Below are 14,597 nucleotides of genomic sequence, written 5' to 3'. Positions count from 1 at the left end.
CGCAGTGAGAGAATGCGGGAGTGAACGGAACCGGTGTACCCGCAGATGTGCTTCGTCGGGTGGCAGTAGCGGGGGCAGACGACGCCGGTGGATTGCCGATCGAACTTCTGGGCGATTTCCTCGATGTGATCAGCTCAGCTGTTTGTGACGGTAAACCGCTGCAGCGGAGGCAACTTCACCGATTCCGCGCCCGTGGCGAGGAAGCGGCCGAGCAAGGTGTTGCCTTACGCGCGTTGCTCGATCTGTACCTTTCGTCGGCTTGGCGCCTGTGGCGTGAACTTCCCGCTGTCATTGCAGCGCAATCGGATCCGAACGCGGTAGTCGCAGCCGGTGAGGTGATGCTCCGGGCTGTCGACGACGCCGTCGCGGAACTGACGGAGGGGTTCCAGCTCGCGCAGCGCTCGCTCGTGCGTTCACAGGTATCCGCTCGCCGCGAGTTCGTGGACGATTTGCTGACCGGCGGCGCCGATGTTGTCGGATTGCTTGCTCGCGCTTCGAGTTTCGGGTTGCACTTGTCCGGACCGCATTCGGTGGCCGTCGTGACCGCTGCGCGTGAGTTCACCGACGACAATCCTCTGGTCAGGGCTGTCGAGCGTGCAGTGCTCGGCAGCAAAGGTGACGCGGACGCGCTGGTCGCCAGCAAGAGCGGCAAACTCGTGATCGTGTTTGCGGCGCCGGATCGAGATGCCATCGACCACGTGCTCCGTGGAATTCGGTTGGCTCTCGAATCCGGGACCGATGGCGCCGGACGCGTTCAGTTGCAACGACGCGCGATGGACGTGGCCTGGCAGATTGCAGTCGGACGGCCGCGCACCACGGCCGCCGGTGTGGTGGCGTCGTACCGCGAGGCGCTCGACGCACTCGATCTCGCACAGCGATTGTCGTTGGACTCGCCGGTGATCGACGCGCGGGATCTGCTGGTCTATCGCGTTCTGGTCAACGACAGGCCGGCCGTCACAGATCTGATCCAGACCCTCCTCACACCACTGCTCGAGGCACGTGGGGGAGCGGAGCCGATGGTGGATACTCTGCTCGCCTACTTCGCGGCGGGCGGGAACACGGCAAAGACCGCCAGGGATCTGCACCTGTCGGTGCGGGCGGTGACGTACCGCCTGGATCGTATCCGTGAGCTCACCGGTCAGAACGTCAATGATCCCGGCGACGCTTTTGCGCTTCATGCCGCGGTGCTCGGGGCCAAGCTTCTCGATTGGCCGCGAACACCGCTCAGCTGATGTCGGGTAGTCCGGGCAGCGAATAGCCCGCTTCGTCGTCCCAGTCGACGGGTGTGTCGTCGAGCGAGACATCCCACTGCGCGTCCGGCAAGGCGTGTCTGAGTTCGGTCAGTGCGTTGAACCAGTACACGAGTGACGGGATGATCTCCGTTTCGTCGTTCGAGATCTTGGTGGACCCGTTCAGGACCGTGTTCGGGATGTCCGAGTCGTACAAGTCCAGGACTTCGGCGTCGAAGGGGAACTCGTCGTTGTGCACGGCGATCAGACGGTCGATTTCCGTCCTCTCGTCGGCCGACAACGGTTCTGGGCGAACGGCGGAGTAGTACAACGAGGTGCTCATGATTGTCAGGCTAGAACACTCGGCCGGACTGCCGAAGTGCGCAAACAGGTTGAGTTTGCCGTAATCCGGCAATCTAAACGGAAAAAGTCGTCGATAAATAGACCGTGATGGTTTGAAGTCGGCAAGGAAAACTGGTGAAGACGGTGAAACGACCGTCGTGATCGAAGTAATCGTCTTCCAGGTAAAGGAGAATCCCGTGACTGAAGTCAACCGTGGCAACGGGGTCGGTGATCGGCGATGACGGTTCCCGTATGGGCGTGGGCCGCGCTTGGCGCTGTCATCGTCATCATGCTGCTGATCGACCTGTTTGCCCACCGCAGCGCGCATGTCATCGGATTCAAGGAAGCCGCCAGGTGGAGTGCACTCTGGGTCGGTTTGTCGCTGGTGTTCGCGGTGATTGTCACCCTGACGTTGGGGGTGAACTCAGGTGTCGAGTTCACCACGGCCTGGCTGCTGGAGAAGAGCCTCTCCGTCGACAACCTGTTCGTGTTCGCGCTGATCTTCGGTTACTTCAAGGTGCCGCGTGAGTACCAGCACCGCGTCCTGTTCTTCGGTGTCATCGGCGCCCTGATCTTCCGCGGTATCTTCCTCGCCGCCGGTGTCGCGATCGTCAGTAAGTTCACGGCAGTCCTGTTCGTGTTCGCCGCGATCCTGCTTTACAGCGCGTACAAGCTTCTCAAGGACGAGGACGAAAGCTTCGATCCCGGTACGTCGTTCGCAGTTCGCATGCTGCGCAAGATCATGCCGGTTCAGGACGAGTACGCCGGTACCAAGTTCTTCGTCAAGGAAGCCGGCAAGCGCATCGCGACACCGCTGTTCGCGGTTGTCGTAGCTATCGAAGCGGCCGACCTCGTGTTTGCCGTCGACAGTGTCCCGGCAGTTCTGGCAGTGAGTGACGACCCGTTCATCGTGTACTCCAGCAACGCGTTTGCGATCCTGGGTCTACGCGCCCTGTACTTCCTCCTCTCGGGCCTGCTCGAGAAGTTCCACTACCTGTCCAAGGGGCTGTCGATCATCCTCGCCTTCATCGGCGTGAAGCTGATCATGCAGGCCGGTCACAAGGTGATCAGCACGTCTATCCCCGAGATCCCGTCGCTGGTCAGCCTCGCTGTGATCATCGCGGTGCTGGCGGGCTCGATCATCTTGAGCCTCAAGAAGCCGTTGCCGGAAAAGCCTGATGCGGAAGAAGTCGACACCGGTGATACGCCGATCGACCTCGAGAAGCCAGGCACCGAGCCCGCAGCGATCGAGCGCGATGACGACGACGACAAAGTGGATGCTCGCAGTAAGAGCTGACAATTGAAAACCGAGAAGAGGAGTCACACGGAATTCGTGTGACTCCTCTTCTCATGTCCCGATGTGCCCGGGTAATTCTGCACACAAGTCGCCTTATACCGACGGAATGTGGGTCCGTGAGAGTGCTTGTGTGCACTCCTACCCGTCTCGCGCGAAGCCCAGCCGGGAATCAGTCGAACAGCAGCACTGGCTTGAGTACGCTGCCGTCCTTGATGCCCTCGGCTGCCTCGTTGATCTGATCGAACCGGTAGTGCTTGACCAGTTTCTCCAGCGGGAATCGGCCCTGCTCGATCAATGCCACCAACGACGGCAGGAACACCTGCGGCACGGCGTCGCCCTCGGTGACGCCGATGAACTTCCGGCCGTTGAGCAGGTAATTCACGTCCACCGCCACGGTGGTTCCGGATGCGGGGGCGCCAATGGCAGCGACGGTACCCAGCGGAGCGAGGCATTCGATCGCCGTCGCGAGTACCTGGACGTTTCCGGTGGCGTCGATGGCGTAGTCGATACCAAGGCCGCCGCCGATCCGGTCCAACTCGGCTGCAGCGTCGACATTCTTCGAATTGATGACGTCGGTTGCACCGAGTTCGCGCGCCAGGTCGAGGCGGGACGGCACGATGTCGATCACGATGATGCGTTCGGCACCGGTCAGCTTCGCAGCCATGACCGCGGCCATACCCACAGCGCCGACACCGAAGATTGCGATGGTCGAGCCGGGTTCGGGCTTCAGGATGTTGAGTACCGTTCCTGCACCGGTCTGGATGCCGCATCCGAGCGGAGCGAGTAGGCCGAGATCTGCGGTGTCGGAGACCTTTGTGACGCCCCGTTCGTCAGCTAGGGCGTAGGTGGAGAACGAGGATTGAGCGAAGAAATGGCCGCTCACGTCCTCGCCGCCTCGCGAGATCGTGGCAGTACCGTCGGCTCGACTACCGCCGATCAGGTTGCGCGGCAGAAATTCCTGGCAATACGCCGGGTGCGCTGTGCGGCAGTTTCGGCAGGATCCACAACTGGTGAAGGACAGCAGAACCTTGTCGCCGCGCTTGACCGTCGTGACGGCGCTGCCCACTTCTACGACGATGCCCGCTCCTTCGTGGCCCAGAACACCGGGCAGCGGGAATGGGATGTGGCCGGCTTGAACGCCGAGGTCGGTGCCGCACACACCGGCGGCCACGATGCGGACCAGGACCTCGTCTGCGCGTGGGGTGTCCAGTGTGACGTCACCGATGGTGAACGGTTCGCCGATCTTGTCGACGACCGCTGCGCGTGCTGCATGGGTCATGTTGTGCTCCTGGGTGATTCGGATCAGAAGGGGTAGACGGGCAGGGTGCTCTGCGCGGTCACCCATTGGGTTTCGGTGAAGGCGTCGAGATTGGCCCCGATGCCGCCGACGCGACCCCCGTTGCCGGAGGATGCCATGCCGCCGAAGGGGATGACGGCTTCGTCGCCGACGGTCTGATCGTTGATGTGTACGAGGCCGGTCGGGATCTGCTGGGCGATTTCGAGCCCGCGCATGGCGTCGGCGGTCAGAATGCCCAGGGACAGGCCGTATTCGGAGTTGTTGGCGATCGCGACCGCCTGGTCGACGCTGGAGAAGGACGTCACGGGCGCGACGGGACCGAACACCTCGTCGGCAAAAGCCGGTGCTGTGAGTGGAGTATCAGCCAGGACCGTCGGCCGGTAGAAGAGGTCTTCGTAAGTGCCGCCGGCTGCCAGTTTCGCTCCGGCGGCGATGCTTCCGGTGACGAGCGAGTGGATGTGGTCGCGTTGTTTTGCGTCGATGATGGGGCCGAGCGCTACCTGGCCGGTGAACGGGTCGCCGACGGGAAGTTTCTCGGCGTGCTCGGCGAGGAGCGCGGTGTAATCGCTGACGATGCTCTCGTGAACAAGTTGACGGCCGGTCGTCATGCAGATCTGTCCCTGGTGCATGAATGAGCCGAAAGCGCCTACCGACACTGCCTTTTCGAGGTCGACATCGTCCATGACGATCAGGGCGTTGTTGCCGCCGAGCTCGAGATGGGCGCGCTTGAGATGACGACCGGCCAGTTCGCCGACTGCTCGGCCGGCGCGGGTCGACCCGGTGAAGGCGATGACGCGAACGCTCGGATGAACCACGATGGCTTCACCGGCGTCGGCGCCGCCGGGCAGCATGCTGAATACTCCGGCCGGCAAGCCGGCTTCTTCGAAGACCCGGGCGAGGACCACGCCGCCACAGATCGCGGTGCGCGGATCCGGCTTGAGGATCACGGCATTGCCCAGTGCGAGGGCAGGAGCAACCGCGCGGATGGCCAGGATGATCGGAAAGTTGAAGGGGGCGATGACGCCGACAGTCCCGACGGGGACGCGCCGCGAGAAACTGAGTCGAGGCTGCTCCGAACGCAGAACCTCGCCGACCGGGTGAGCTGCCAGGGCAGCGGCGTTGTAGCACTCCTCCGCGGCAGTGTGGGTTTCCAGCCCGGCCTTGGCTGGAATGCTGCCGCCTTCACGGATTACCCACTCGCCGATTTCGTCGGCGTACTGCTCGAACAGTTGACCCGCGCGGCGCAGCACAGCTGCCCGCTCGGTGTACGGCCGTGCTGCCCAGTCCTTTTGGGCGACGGTAGCCTTCGCTGCTGCAGCAGCGACATCGTCGGGCGTAGCCATGCCGACCGTACTGAGTTGCTTGCCTGTTGCGGGTTCGACAACTATGCGATCCGCGGCCCTGCCGACGATCCATTCTCCGGCAAAAATCTTCGATTCCCAGACCGGTTCGGTCATCAAACTCGTCATGGTCGCTCCTTGAAAAAAGGGATGCGCCGCTCGGCCGCATCACATGGTTACCCACCACGCTGCTTTGCCAAGGAGTTGATGACCACCCAACTTTCACTCAGTGAAAGATGGGTTCATGGAATCTTTGAGTGCCTGAATCAGATCGTTGAACTCCGGCACGTGGGTGGCGCCGCTGCGGGTAACGCCGGAGACGGGGATTCGCAAGCGGCCGTGCGCTTCTCGCATGAAACTGATTCCGGCCCTGGGTGATTCGCCGGCGGTGATCGAGTACAGCAAGGTCCAGGCCTTGGGGTTCGTGATGACGTCGAGGGTGGCGGTGTGATCGCTCGGAATTGCCGGGCCCAACTGCACTCGACGGCCGATTTCCCGGAATGCGTCTTCGACGACCTGGTGAATCAAGACCTGGCTTTGGCGAGGTGGCAGCAGCAAGGGGTAGGCGGCGAGGTCGTTCAGGTCGACGCTCTGCTGGCCGGCCGACGGGTGGCGACTCGACATGACGATCAGCAGATCCTCGACGCCGAGGTCGATCGGTTCCAGCCCGGGACGGTCGACGCTGCCGCGAATAAGTGCGATGTCTGCGTCGCCTGACGCCACCGCATCCATTCGGTGCGCAAAACTCTTGATCACGAACTCCACGTCGAGGTCTGGATGTCGTTCGCGCACATGGGCAATTGCATCCAGGGTCTGACCGGCAAAACTCATGTTTCCGGTGATTCGGATGCGTGCGCTGGGATCGCGTGCCACGGAGTAGGCCATGGTTTCGAGACTCAGAACCTGCTGGGCGATCGGCACCAATCGGGAGCCTGCCGGCGAGAGGTGCACCGCCCGGGTGGACCGTTCGAAGAGCGTCGCGCCGAGTTCCTTCTCCAGTCGGGCCACCTGATGGCTGATGGCGGATTGGGAGATGAAGCACCGTTCGGCAGCGCGGCTGAAGCTCAGTTCCTCGCTGACGACGAGAAAATACTTGAGTTGACGAAAGTCCATACCGACATCCTACTTATGAGCAAAACAGATAACAGTCTTGCGAATGCTGCAGCTAGCTGGACTGAGCCTATGACCGTTCCATACGGTAATAGTCATACTTTCAATTTGGTTTAGGAGTTTGTGGTGGACAGAACTGCTGCGGGTCGCGCAGATGTGGATGCAACGGGACACGAGAAGACTCAGGTCGTCATCGTCGGATCCGGGTTCGGGGCACTTGCTGCCGCGAAGACGCTCACGAAGTCCAAGACCCCGTTTGTCCTCATCTCCGAGACCACTGAGCACCTGTTTCAGCCGCTTCTCTACCAGGTTGCGACCGGCGTGCTCTCGGCGGGCGAAATCGCTCCGCCTATTCGCAACATCCTGCAGAAGTTCCCCGACGCGGACGTCCGCCTCGGACGCGTCGTCGAGGTCAATGCCGAAGACAGCACAATCGTCTACGAGGCGTCGGGCCAACGGCACACGCTCGGATATCGCTCACTGATCGCGGCAACCGGAGCAACGCAGGCGTACTTCGGACGCGACGAATTTGCCGAGGTCACGTACAAGCTCAAGACCGTCGAGGACGCAGAATTGCTGCGAAAGCAGATCCTGCGCTGCTTCGAAGAGGCTCACACCACCACCGACGCATTGACGCGCAAGAACCTGCTGAGCTTTGTCGTCGTCGGCGCCGGTGCCACGGGAGTCGAGTTGGCCGGTCAGATCAAGGAATTGGCGCGCCGCTATTTCGCGATGGCTATCAACAACATCAGTGCCGAAGAAGTCACCGTCACCATGGTCGAAGGTGCCGGCGTTGCACTGCCCGCCTTCGGTGGCAAGCTCAGCGAATACACGCAGAAATCGCTCGAGAAGTCCGGTGTCGAGGTAGTTCTGAACACCATGGTCACCGCCATCGACGAGCACGGCGTCACAGTGTCGTCGATCCAGACTAAGGAAGAAAAGCGCATCGACGCCGAGACGGTCATCTGGTCGGCCGGCGTGCGTGCCAACGACTTTGCCGCAGTTCTCGGAGCTGCAACCGGTTGTGAGAGCGACCGCGCTGGTCGGCTCCTCATCAATCCCGACCTCACCGTGGGCGGCTTTGCCAACGTGTATGCCGTCGGTGACATGACCTCGCTCAACGGTTTGCCCGGTCAGTCGCCCGTCGCGATGCAGGGTGGCCGTCACGCCGCCAAGATTGTCAATGGAAAGCGTAAGGCCGGAACGCCTTTCAAGTACATGGACAAGGGCAGCATGTCGATCATCAGCCGATTCAGCGCTGTGGTCCGGGTGGGCAAGAAGATCGAATTCAAGGGCACCATCGCGTGGTTCATGTGGTTGGCCGTGCACGTCATGTACATGGTGGGCTTCCGAAACCGTTACGTCGCAGTCATGTCCTGGTTCGGATCCTTCATCGGCCACCGTCGCCCGCACTTCCACTACACGCAAGAGCCGGTGAAGATCGAAGCTGCTCCGCCGGTGCTCGAAAAGAAACCCGAGTTGGCGCACTCCGCCTGACTTTCACGGCAAAGCAGGATCCTCCAACGCCCACTTCGCTACGTGCGAGGTGGGCGTTGGTTTTGGCTGTGCAGCATCCGTTCGCGCAAACTGTCGTAAATAGGTGCCGACCCGGCCAATGTCGCGACAAGGACTGCGGCAGCGGTGGCGGCGAGCATCGGAACGAGGACAGAAGTCACGGCTGTCATCTCCACGACGATCACGATGCCGGTGAAAGGCGCCCGCACCACGGCGCCGAAGAACGCGGCCATACCGACCATCGCCATCGCGACGGTGACTCCGGCGTCCACGCCGGGGACGAAGCTTGCCAATCCGGCAAACAACGAACCCCACAAGGCGCCGAGTGCGAGTAGCGGAGCAAAAAGCCCCCCAGGAGTTCCGGCGGCGTAGGACAGCGGGCCGGTGAAGAAACGAACAACGAGGTACAGCAGCAGAATCGGCAGGACGAACGTGCGTCCGCCGACAAGCATCTGCGAAACGGTATCGCCGCCGCCACCGACCAGTGGATCGAGAAACAGGATGACTCCGATGACGGCACCGATTATCGCCCCGATGACGGTCGGCGGAATACGACGTTGGCGTGCAACAAGTTCGAGCATGCCCAGAATCAGGCGGTTGTAGAGGATTCCCAGTAGCCCGGTCAACAGTCCGAAGACGACAAACAGTGGTAGAAGTGCAATCTGCGGACTGGGGACGATGCCGACCGCGAAGTCAGGCCGATTACCTATCACCAGCCGTGAGCAGGCCACCGCCACCGCTACGCCGAACAGCGTGGGAAGCACTGTTCGGAGCCGGAACGACTTGGTGACCTCCTCGCAGACGAACAACGCGCCACCGATGGGAGCGTTGAAAGCGACGGCGAGTCCAGCTCCAGCCGTGGATGTTTGAAGCAGCCGCACATCGGGTTCCGAAAGCCGTGCTCGTCGTCCTGCTTCTGCTCCGATCGCCGCACCCATATGCACGGTGGGACCTTCGCGGCCGAGAACGAGTCCCGAGCCGATCGCCAGCAGACCGCCGATAAATCTTGCGGGCACGAGGACAAGAGGTGGAGGTTGTGCCTCGCCGCGGAAGACGGCTTCCACATGCTGGATGCCGCTTCCCGCTGCTAGCGGCACGCGTTGCACGATCACGACGGCAAGCGCTGTGCAGGACGCAACCAGTGCAACGGGGACAAGCCAGCCGACATAGGGAATCCCGTGTGACCATTCCAAGATCGTCTCGCGGAGACTGTCCGCCTTGCGCAGGCACCAACGGAACGCGCCACCGACGAAGCCGACACAGACTCCGGCGACGATTGCGAGCACGCACAGCAATATCAACCCGCGGCCAGCCTCGCGCGGTTCGGTGCCGATATCGTCCGCGGTCATCGTGCTCAGTCCCTACCTGACGGTCACAACTCTCGAAACGTGAATTGCGTGGAACGTGCGTCGTGTGACGGTAGCGCATTCGCGCTGGTTGTGTCGCTGTCGGATCAACCGCACCTCGGCTTCCCGACGGCTCCGGCGAAGCCGCCTGTCCGGAACGTGCGCTACGTGCGCTCGGAGATAATGTTCTGCACGGCGAGGTGGCTGAAGAGCATGCTGGTGCCGATGGGATTACCGCCGCCGGGGTAGACCGTTCCGCTCGGCGCAGCCATGGTGTTTCCCGCCGCGTAAAGGCCGGGAATCGGGTTGTCCGAGGTGTCGAGAACTCGCGCTGCTGTGTCGGTGCGCAGCCCGCCCTTGGTGCCGAGGTCGGAGATTCCGAAGGCAGCCGCGTGGAACGGGCCGTGCTCGATCGCCACGAGTGGTGATTCGCCGCCCGAGAACGCACGATCGTAGGCTTCGTCACCACGGCCGAAGTCTTCGTCGACTCCGCTTTCGACCATGTTGTTGAATCGAGCGACTGTCACCACCAGCGATTCGGATGGCACTCCGATTTTTTCGGCAAGGGCTTCAAGGGTGTCGGCGGTGTGCCACAGGCCGGCGTCGACGTATTTGTCAGTCTCGGTCATCGACACGTTCGGTGCCTGCACCGGCGGGCGGGAGCCCTCCTTGTCGTCGTAGATCATCCAATACGGCAGGGTGACGGTGCCCTGTTCCATCTGAGCGATCACATCGCGCCCGAGTCGGTCGTACGGAGCCGACTCGTTGACGAACCGAGCACCGTCCTGATTGACGAAGATGCCGCCGGTGAACCACAGCGCGAACGCAGAACGTCCGTCGGGATGGGTCAGTCCTGGTGACCACCAGGCCTGATCCATCAGATCGATGTCAGCGCCGACTGCGATGGCGGCCTGGTGTGCTTTGCCGAGGTTGGCCCCGGGCCCCATGGTGTCGCGGGCGTGACCGGGAACCCCGTACTTCTGTCGCAGTTCGTCATTGGCCTCGAAACCACCGGCTGCCAGAAGCACGCCCCTTCGGGCTCGGATGGCTACGCGTTTGCCATCGCGTTCGACGATACCGCCGACAACGGCACCTTCCTCAACCACAAGCTCGACGAGCGGACTGTTCAAGGACACCTTCGCATTCGGGTATTTCTCGATGGCCTTGAGGAAGCGGGCTATCAGTGCTCGTCCGCCAATGAAGAAGTCGTCGGGTTGTGGTGTTCCCAGACGCTCCGAGTCGAGGGGGCCGCGCACGACCTCCCGCAGTTCGGGTGCTCGGGAGACGGGGAACGGGGTGGGCATGGTGTGCCGCTGGCCATCGAGTCGAGCCTTGGGTGCCTTGCCGAAATAGTCTGGCCACGGCAGCATTTCGAACTTCAAGTTTTCGTCCTGCTCGAGGTACTCGATCAGGGGTCCGCCGCCGCGCACGTAAGTGTCCTGTAGCTGACGAGGCGTGCGGTCTCCGACTACGGCGTGGTAATACTCGAGCGCGTCCTCGATAGTGTCGTCGGTGCCCGCGCGTTGCAGTGCCGGGTTGCACGGAAACCAGACCCCGCCGCCGCCGGAATATGCGGTGGTGCCGCCGAACTTGTCGGTCGCCTCGACAAGGTTCACGGTCAGTCCCTCGCGGGCCGCCGTGTAGGCGCCGGTGACGCCGCCGCCGCCGGAACCGACCACCAGCACGTCGTATTCTTCGTTCCAGTTCATCATCATTCAGCCTTTCTGCTTCCCTGCTCTGCACGGTGCGGGTGGTGTCGATTTCGAACTCGAAGCGGAGAACCATGGCGTCAGCGATGTCCTCGACGTCGACGTAACGTGATCTTAAGCACGGCCTGACCCGGGTGCGGTTGTCGATGTCCAGTGAACGGGATAACTCGGAAGTCGTCGCCGACCGAGGGGGAGTAACCGGGGTTCAAAGTTCGAGCAGCAAGCTGGCCCCGAGAACCGTCATCATCACGGCGATGACGGCGTCGAGAACTCGCCAGGCGCTGGGTTTGGCAAAAAGTGGCGTCAACAGCTGGGCGCCGTAGCCGAGAGCGGCAAACCAGATCGCGCTGGCTGTGATGGCGCCGGCGGCAAACCACCAGCGTCCGATCTCGCCGCGTCCGTTGGCAATTGAACCCATGAGCACGACGGTGTCGAGATAGACGTGCGGGTTCAGCCACGTAAGCGCCAATGCCATGGTGACGGCGGTAAGCCTCGACCCGTTGCGATGCTGATCCGGTGCCATCGTCTGGGGTCGGAGGGCCCGTTTGGTAGCGAACACTGCGTAGCTGAGTAGGAAAACCGCACCGGCAATGCGAACGAACGTGATCAGTGACGGTGCATGCTCGAGTAAGGCTCCAATTCCGCTGATGCCTGCGAGTATCAGAATTGCGTCCGATACGGCGCAGACTGCCACAATCGGGAGTACGTGGGAGCGCGTCAGGCCTTGGCGAAGAACAAAGGCATTCTGTGCGCCGATCGCGACGATCAACGAGAGTCCGACACCAAAACCGACGACGGCGGACGTCGGGTCACTGTTGCTGAGCATGTAACCAGCCTGGTCGCTGAACAATCAGCAGTCCAACTAATGATTCTTAGGCTACATAAGGGTAGCTTCAGATTATGCTGGACTTTGAGCAGTTGAAGGCGCTCCACGCCGCGGTCGATGAGGGAACATTCGACGCTGCCGCCCGAAAACTGCACATCACGCCATCGGCGGTCAGTCAGCGAATCAAAGCACTCGAACGTGAGGTGGGCCGAATCCTGGTGCAACGCACCAAACCGGTTCAGGTCACCGACTCGGGGCGCGAAGTATTGCGCTTGGCTCGTCAGATAGATGCACTCACGCGGGATGCCGTGCGCGAGTTGGGTCTTGACGACACTCCGGGTTCTCTGGCTCGTATCCCGGTCGCGGTCAACGCGGACTCGTTGTCCACCTGGGTGCTTCAAGTGCTGGCGGTTTTCACAGCCGAAGCGAGTTTCGATTTCCACATCGACGATCAGGACCACACAACCGATCTCCTACGCGACGGGTCGGTGATGGCAGCGATAACATCGGCGGCGACGCCAGTTCAGGGTTGCACGTCGAGTCGGCTCGGAATCTTGCGCTACCGACCGATGGCCAGCGCCCAATTCTGTGACAGATGGTTTGCGGGCGGTGTTACGGCAGAGGCACTTTCACGGGCGCCGATGGTGGTGTTCAACCGCAAGGATCTGCTGCAGGACAGGTACTTGGACAGGAAGGTCGGGTATCCCGTTGATCCCCCTCGTCACCAAGTGCCCTCATCCGCGGGCTTTTCGGACGCGGTGCGACTGGGTTACGGCTGGGGTCTGCTCCCCGACCTGCAAAGTCTCGAATCGGCGGATGCGCTGGTCGGGTTCGATCCGGATTCTGTCTACGACGTGCCGCTGTTCTGGCAGCAGTGGAAGTTGTCGCCGCCGATTCTGGTGCGAATCGCCGAGGCCGTTGCCGCGCGTGCGCAGGAAATCTTGCCTCAATCGAGTGCCTGACTGGTTGTGCTCCGGGGACAAAGAAATTGGATAAGTTGAGCCTCCGCGACCGTTTCTTCGGCCCCGGATCGTCGATAGTGTTCTGAGTCACATGCAATGAAAGGTGCTGACTCACGTGGTGAACATCGGATATCTGGCCCCCGATCTGGCAAAGACGTACGGATCAGCTCCGTGCCTTCGTGACGATCGAAGCGAACTGACCTATACGGAGTTCGCCGATCGCGTAGAAGCTGTTGCGGCGCAACTCTCGAGCCGGGGTATCGAGCGCGGTGACGTCATTGCGATCATGCTTCCCAACCGAGTCGAGTTGGTGACAGCGATCATGGCGGCCTGGCGCGTCGGCGCCGCTGCGACACCGATCAATCCGATGTTCACGGCCAATGAGGCTGATTTTCAGATCATGGATTCCGGTGCGCAACTGGTTGTTACGGCTGGAGTTGATTCCCCGAACGGTGGACGCGCAGTGCTGTGCGTCGATGATCTGGCTGTTGAACCACCATCAGTACCGCTGCCGGAAGTCGCGGTGGCGGAAGATGACCTCGCACTCTTGATCTACACCAGCGGATCTACGGGTACCCCCAAGGGTGTCATGCTGACCCATGCGAACCTGCAGTTCATGGCGTCGTCGATGGGGCGCAGCATCGGCATCACGGCGGCAGACCATTGTCTGCTAGTGCTGCCGTTGTTCCACGTCAATGCGATTTGCGTGAGCATTCTCGCCCCGCTGATCGTCGGCGGTCAGGTCAGCATCACCGGAAAGTTTTCGGTATCAAGGTTCTTCGACGACGTGGCCCGCTTACGGCCCACCTACTTTTCCGCGGTCCCCGCCATCTACGCGATGCTGACCTCACAGTCCGAAGGTGCAAATTCCGACACGTCGTCATTGCGGCTGGGTGTCTGCGGCGCCGCGCCGATCAGTAGGGAACTCCTCGAACGCGCCGAAGAGCGTTTCGGTTTTGTCATCGTGGAAGGCTACGGACTGACCGAAGGAACGTGTGCGTCGGCGTGTAATCCGTATGACGGCATTCGCAAACTCGGCACAGTCGGTCCGGCGCTACCCGGGCAAGAGATCGCGATCCTCGCCGACGACGGGACTTTTGCTCCGGTAGGTATCGCCGGCGAGGTAATCATCAAGGGCGCCAACGTGATGCGTGGCTATCTGAACCGGCTGGAAGAGACGGCAAAAACTGTTGTCGACGGCTGGCTGCACACGGGCGACGTCGGAGTTCTGGACGAGGACGGCTACCTGACTTTGGTCGACCGCATCAAAGACATGATCATCCGCGGGGGAGAAAACATCTACCCCAAGGAAATAGAAAATTCGCTTGCCACCCACCCTGGCGTGCTGGAGGCAGCTGTGATCGGTTCTCCACACGAGGTCTACGGAGAGGTGCCGGTTGCCTATGTCGTCGCATATCCGGATTCGCCTGTCACAGAAGATGAACTGCTCGAACATGTCACGGCACTGCTCACCCGAGTGAAGCTGCCAGTGGCGATCTACGTCGTCGATGCGCTACCCCGAAACCCGGTGGGCAAGATCGACAAACCTGGAATGCGGCGAGCATTGAGCGTCGAACCCGCTCGCTAGCCACATACCCGCAGTACCGAATAACTCGATGACGTG

12 protein-coding genes are annotated in these 14,597 nt (G+C 61.6%); 5 read left to right on the top strand and 7 right to left on the bottom strand.

Annotated elements, in window-relative coordinates; translation table 11 throughout:
* The first annotated feature begins 20 nt into the window (after positions 1 to 20).
* Positions 21 to 1,232, top strand: a complete 1,212-nt coding sequence (locus tag ACFRFQ_RS06755) for a PucR family transcriptional regulator (protein WP_378654702.1) — start codon at positions 21 to 23, stop codon at positions 1,230 to 1,232.
* Here ACFRFQ_RS06755 and ACFRFQ_RS06750 read toward each other — a convergent pair.
* Complete coding sequence (locus ACFRFQ_RS06750) at positions 1,225 to 1,572, bottom strand: hypothetical protein (protein WP_378654699.1); 348 nt, start codon at positions 1,570 to 1,572, stop codon at positions 1,225 to 1,227. The genes ACFRFQ_RS06755 and ACFRFQ_RS06750 overlap by 8 nt on opposite strands.
* Positions 1,573 to 1,809: 237 nt before the next feature.
* Between ACFRFQ_RS06750 and ACFRFQ_RS06745 the strand changes: the two genes are divergently transcribed.
* Positions 1,810 to 2,868 (top strand): TerC family protein, encoded by a 1,059-nt coding sequence (locus ACFRFQ_RS06745; RefSeq protein WP_378654697.1) that lies wholly within the window; start codon positions 1,810 to 1,812, stop codon positions 2,866 to 2,868.
* Positions 2,869 to 3,037: 169 nt separating this feature from the next.
* On the opposite strand, the gene ACFRFQ_RS06740 is transcribed toward ACFRFQ_RS06745, so the two are convergent.
* The 3 genes from ACFRFQ_RS06740 to ACFRFQ_RS06730 form a co-directional block, all read right to left on the bottom strand.
* A complete protein-coding gene (locus ACFRFQ_RS06740; RefSeq protein ID WP_378654695.1) occupies positions 3,038 to 4,147 on the bottom strand; it encodes an NAD(P)-dependent alcohol dehydrogenase in 1,110 nt (369 codons plus the stop codon).
* A 23-nt stretch (positions 4,148 to 4,170) separates the two neighbouring features.
* On the bottom strand, positions 4,171 to 5,634 hold the full coding sequence (locus ACFRFQ_RS06735) for an aldehyde dehydrogenase family protein (RefSeq protein ID WP_378654693.1): 1,464 nt from the start codon (positions 5,632 to 5,634) through the stop codon (positions 4,171 to 4,173).
* Positions 5,635 to 5,727: 93 nt separating this feature from the next.
* Positions 5,728 to 6,618, bottom strand: coding sequence for a LysR substrate-binding domain-containing protein (locus ACFRFQ_RS06730; protein WP_378654691.1), 891 nt, complete (start codon positions 6,616 to 6,618; stop codon positions 5,728 to 5,730).
* 123 nt (positions 6,619 to 6,741) lie between these two features.
* Between ACFRFQ_RS06730 and ACFRFQ_RS06725 the strand changes: the two genes are divergently transcribed.
* Complete coding sequence (locus ACFRFQ_RS06725; protein ID WP_378654688.1) at positions 6,742 to 8,112, top strand: NAD(P)/FAD-dependent oxidoreductase; 1,371 nt, start codon at positions 6,742 to 6,744, stop codon at positions 8,110 to 8,112.
* Between the two features lie 38 nt (positions 8,113 to 8,150).
* Here ACFRFQ_RS06725 and ACFRFQ_RS06720 read toward each other — a convergent pair whose 3' ends face one another.
* The 3 genes from ACFRFQ_RS06720 to ACFRFQ_RS06710 form a co-directional block, all read right to left on the bottom strand.
* Complete coding sequence (locus ACFRFQ_RS06720) at positions 8,151 to 9,479, bottom strand: ClC family H(+)/Cl(-) exchange transporter (RefSeq protein ID WP_378654686.1); 1,329 nt, start codon at positions 9,477 to 9,479, stop codon at positions 8,151 to 8,153.
* A gap of 161 nt (positions 9,480 to 9,640) precedes the next feature.
* Positions 9,641 to 11,188 carry an FAD-binding protein gene (locus ACFRFQ_RS06715; RefSeq protein WP_378655088.1) on the bottom strand — a complete coding sequence of 516 codons (1,548 nt, stop codon included), beginning with the start codon at positions 11,186 to 11,188 and terminating at the stop codon, positions 9,641 to 9,643.
* 202 nt (positions 11,189 to 11,390) lie between these two features.
* Positions 11,391 to 12,011 carry a LysE/ArgO family amino acid transporter gene (locus ACFRFQ_RS06710; protein WP_378654683.1) on the bottom strand — a complete coding sequence of 207 codons (621 nt, stop codon included), beginning with the start codon at positions 12,009 to 12,011 and terminating at the stop codon, positions 11,391 to 11,393.
* 74 nt (positions 12,012 to 12,085) lie between these two features.
* On the opposite strand from ACFRFQ_RS06710, the gene ACFRFQ_RS06705 reads away from it, so the two are divergent.
* Positions 12,086 to 12,973 (top strand): LysR family transcriptional regulator ArgP, encoded by an 888-nt coding sequence (locus ACFRFQ_RS06705; protein ID WP_378654681.1) that lies wholly within the window; start codon positions 12,086 to 12,088, stop codon positions 12,971 to 12,973.
* A gap of 115 nt (positions 12,974 to 13,088) precedes the next feature.
* Complete coding sequence (locus tag ACFRFQ_RS06700) at positions 13,089 to 14,561, top strand: class I adenylate-forming enzyme family protein (protein ID WP_378654679.1); 1,473 nt, start codon at positions 13,089 to 13,091, stop codon at positions 14,559 to 14,561.
* The last annotated feature ends 36 nt before the right edge of the window (positions 14,562 to 14,597 follow it).

The sequence above is a fragment of the Rhodococcus sp. NPDC056743 genome (assembly GCF_042790355.1).
Taxonomy (GTDB): domain Bacteria; phylum Actinomycetota; class Actinomycetes; order Mycobacteriales; family Mycobacteriaceae; genus Rhodococcus_F.
This window is presented reverse-complemented; position numbering and strand designations above follow the sequence as displayed.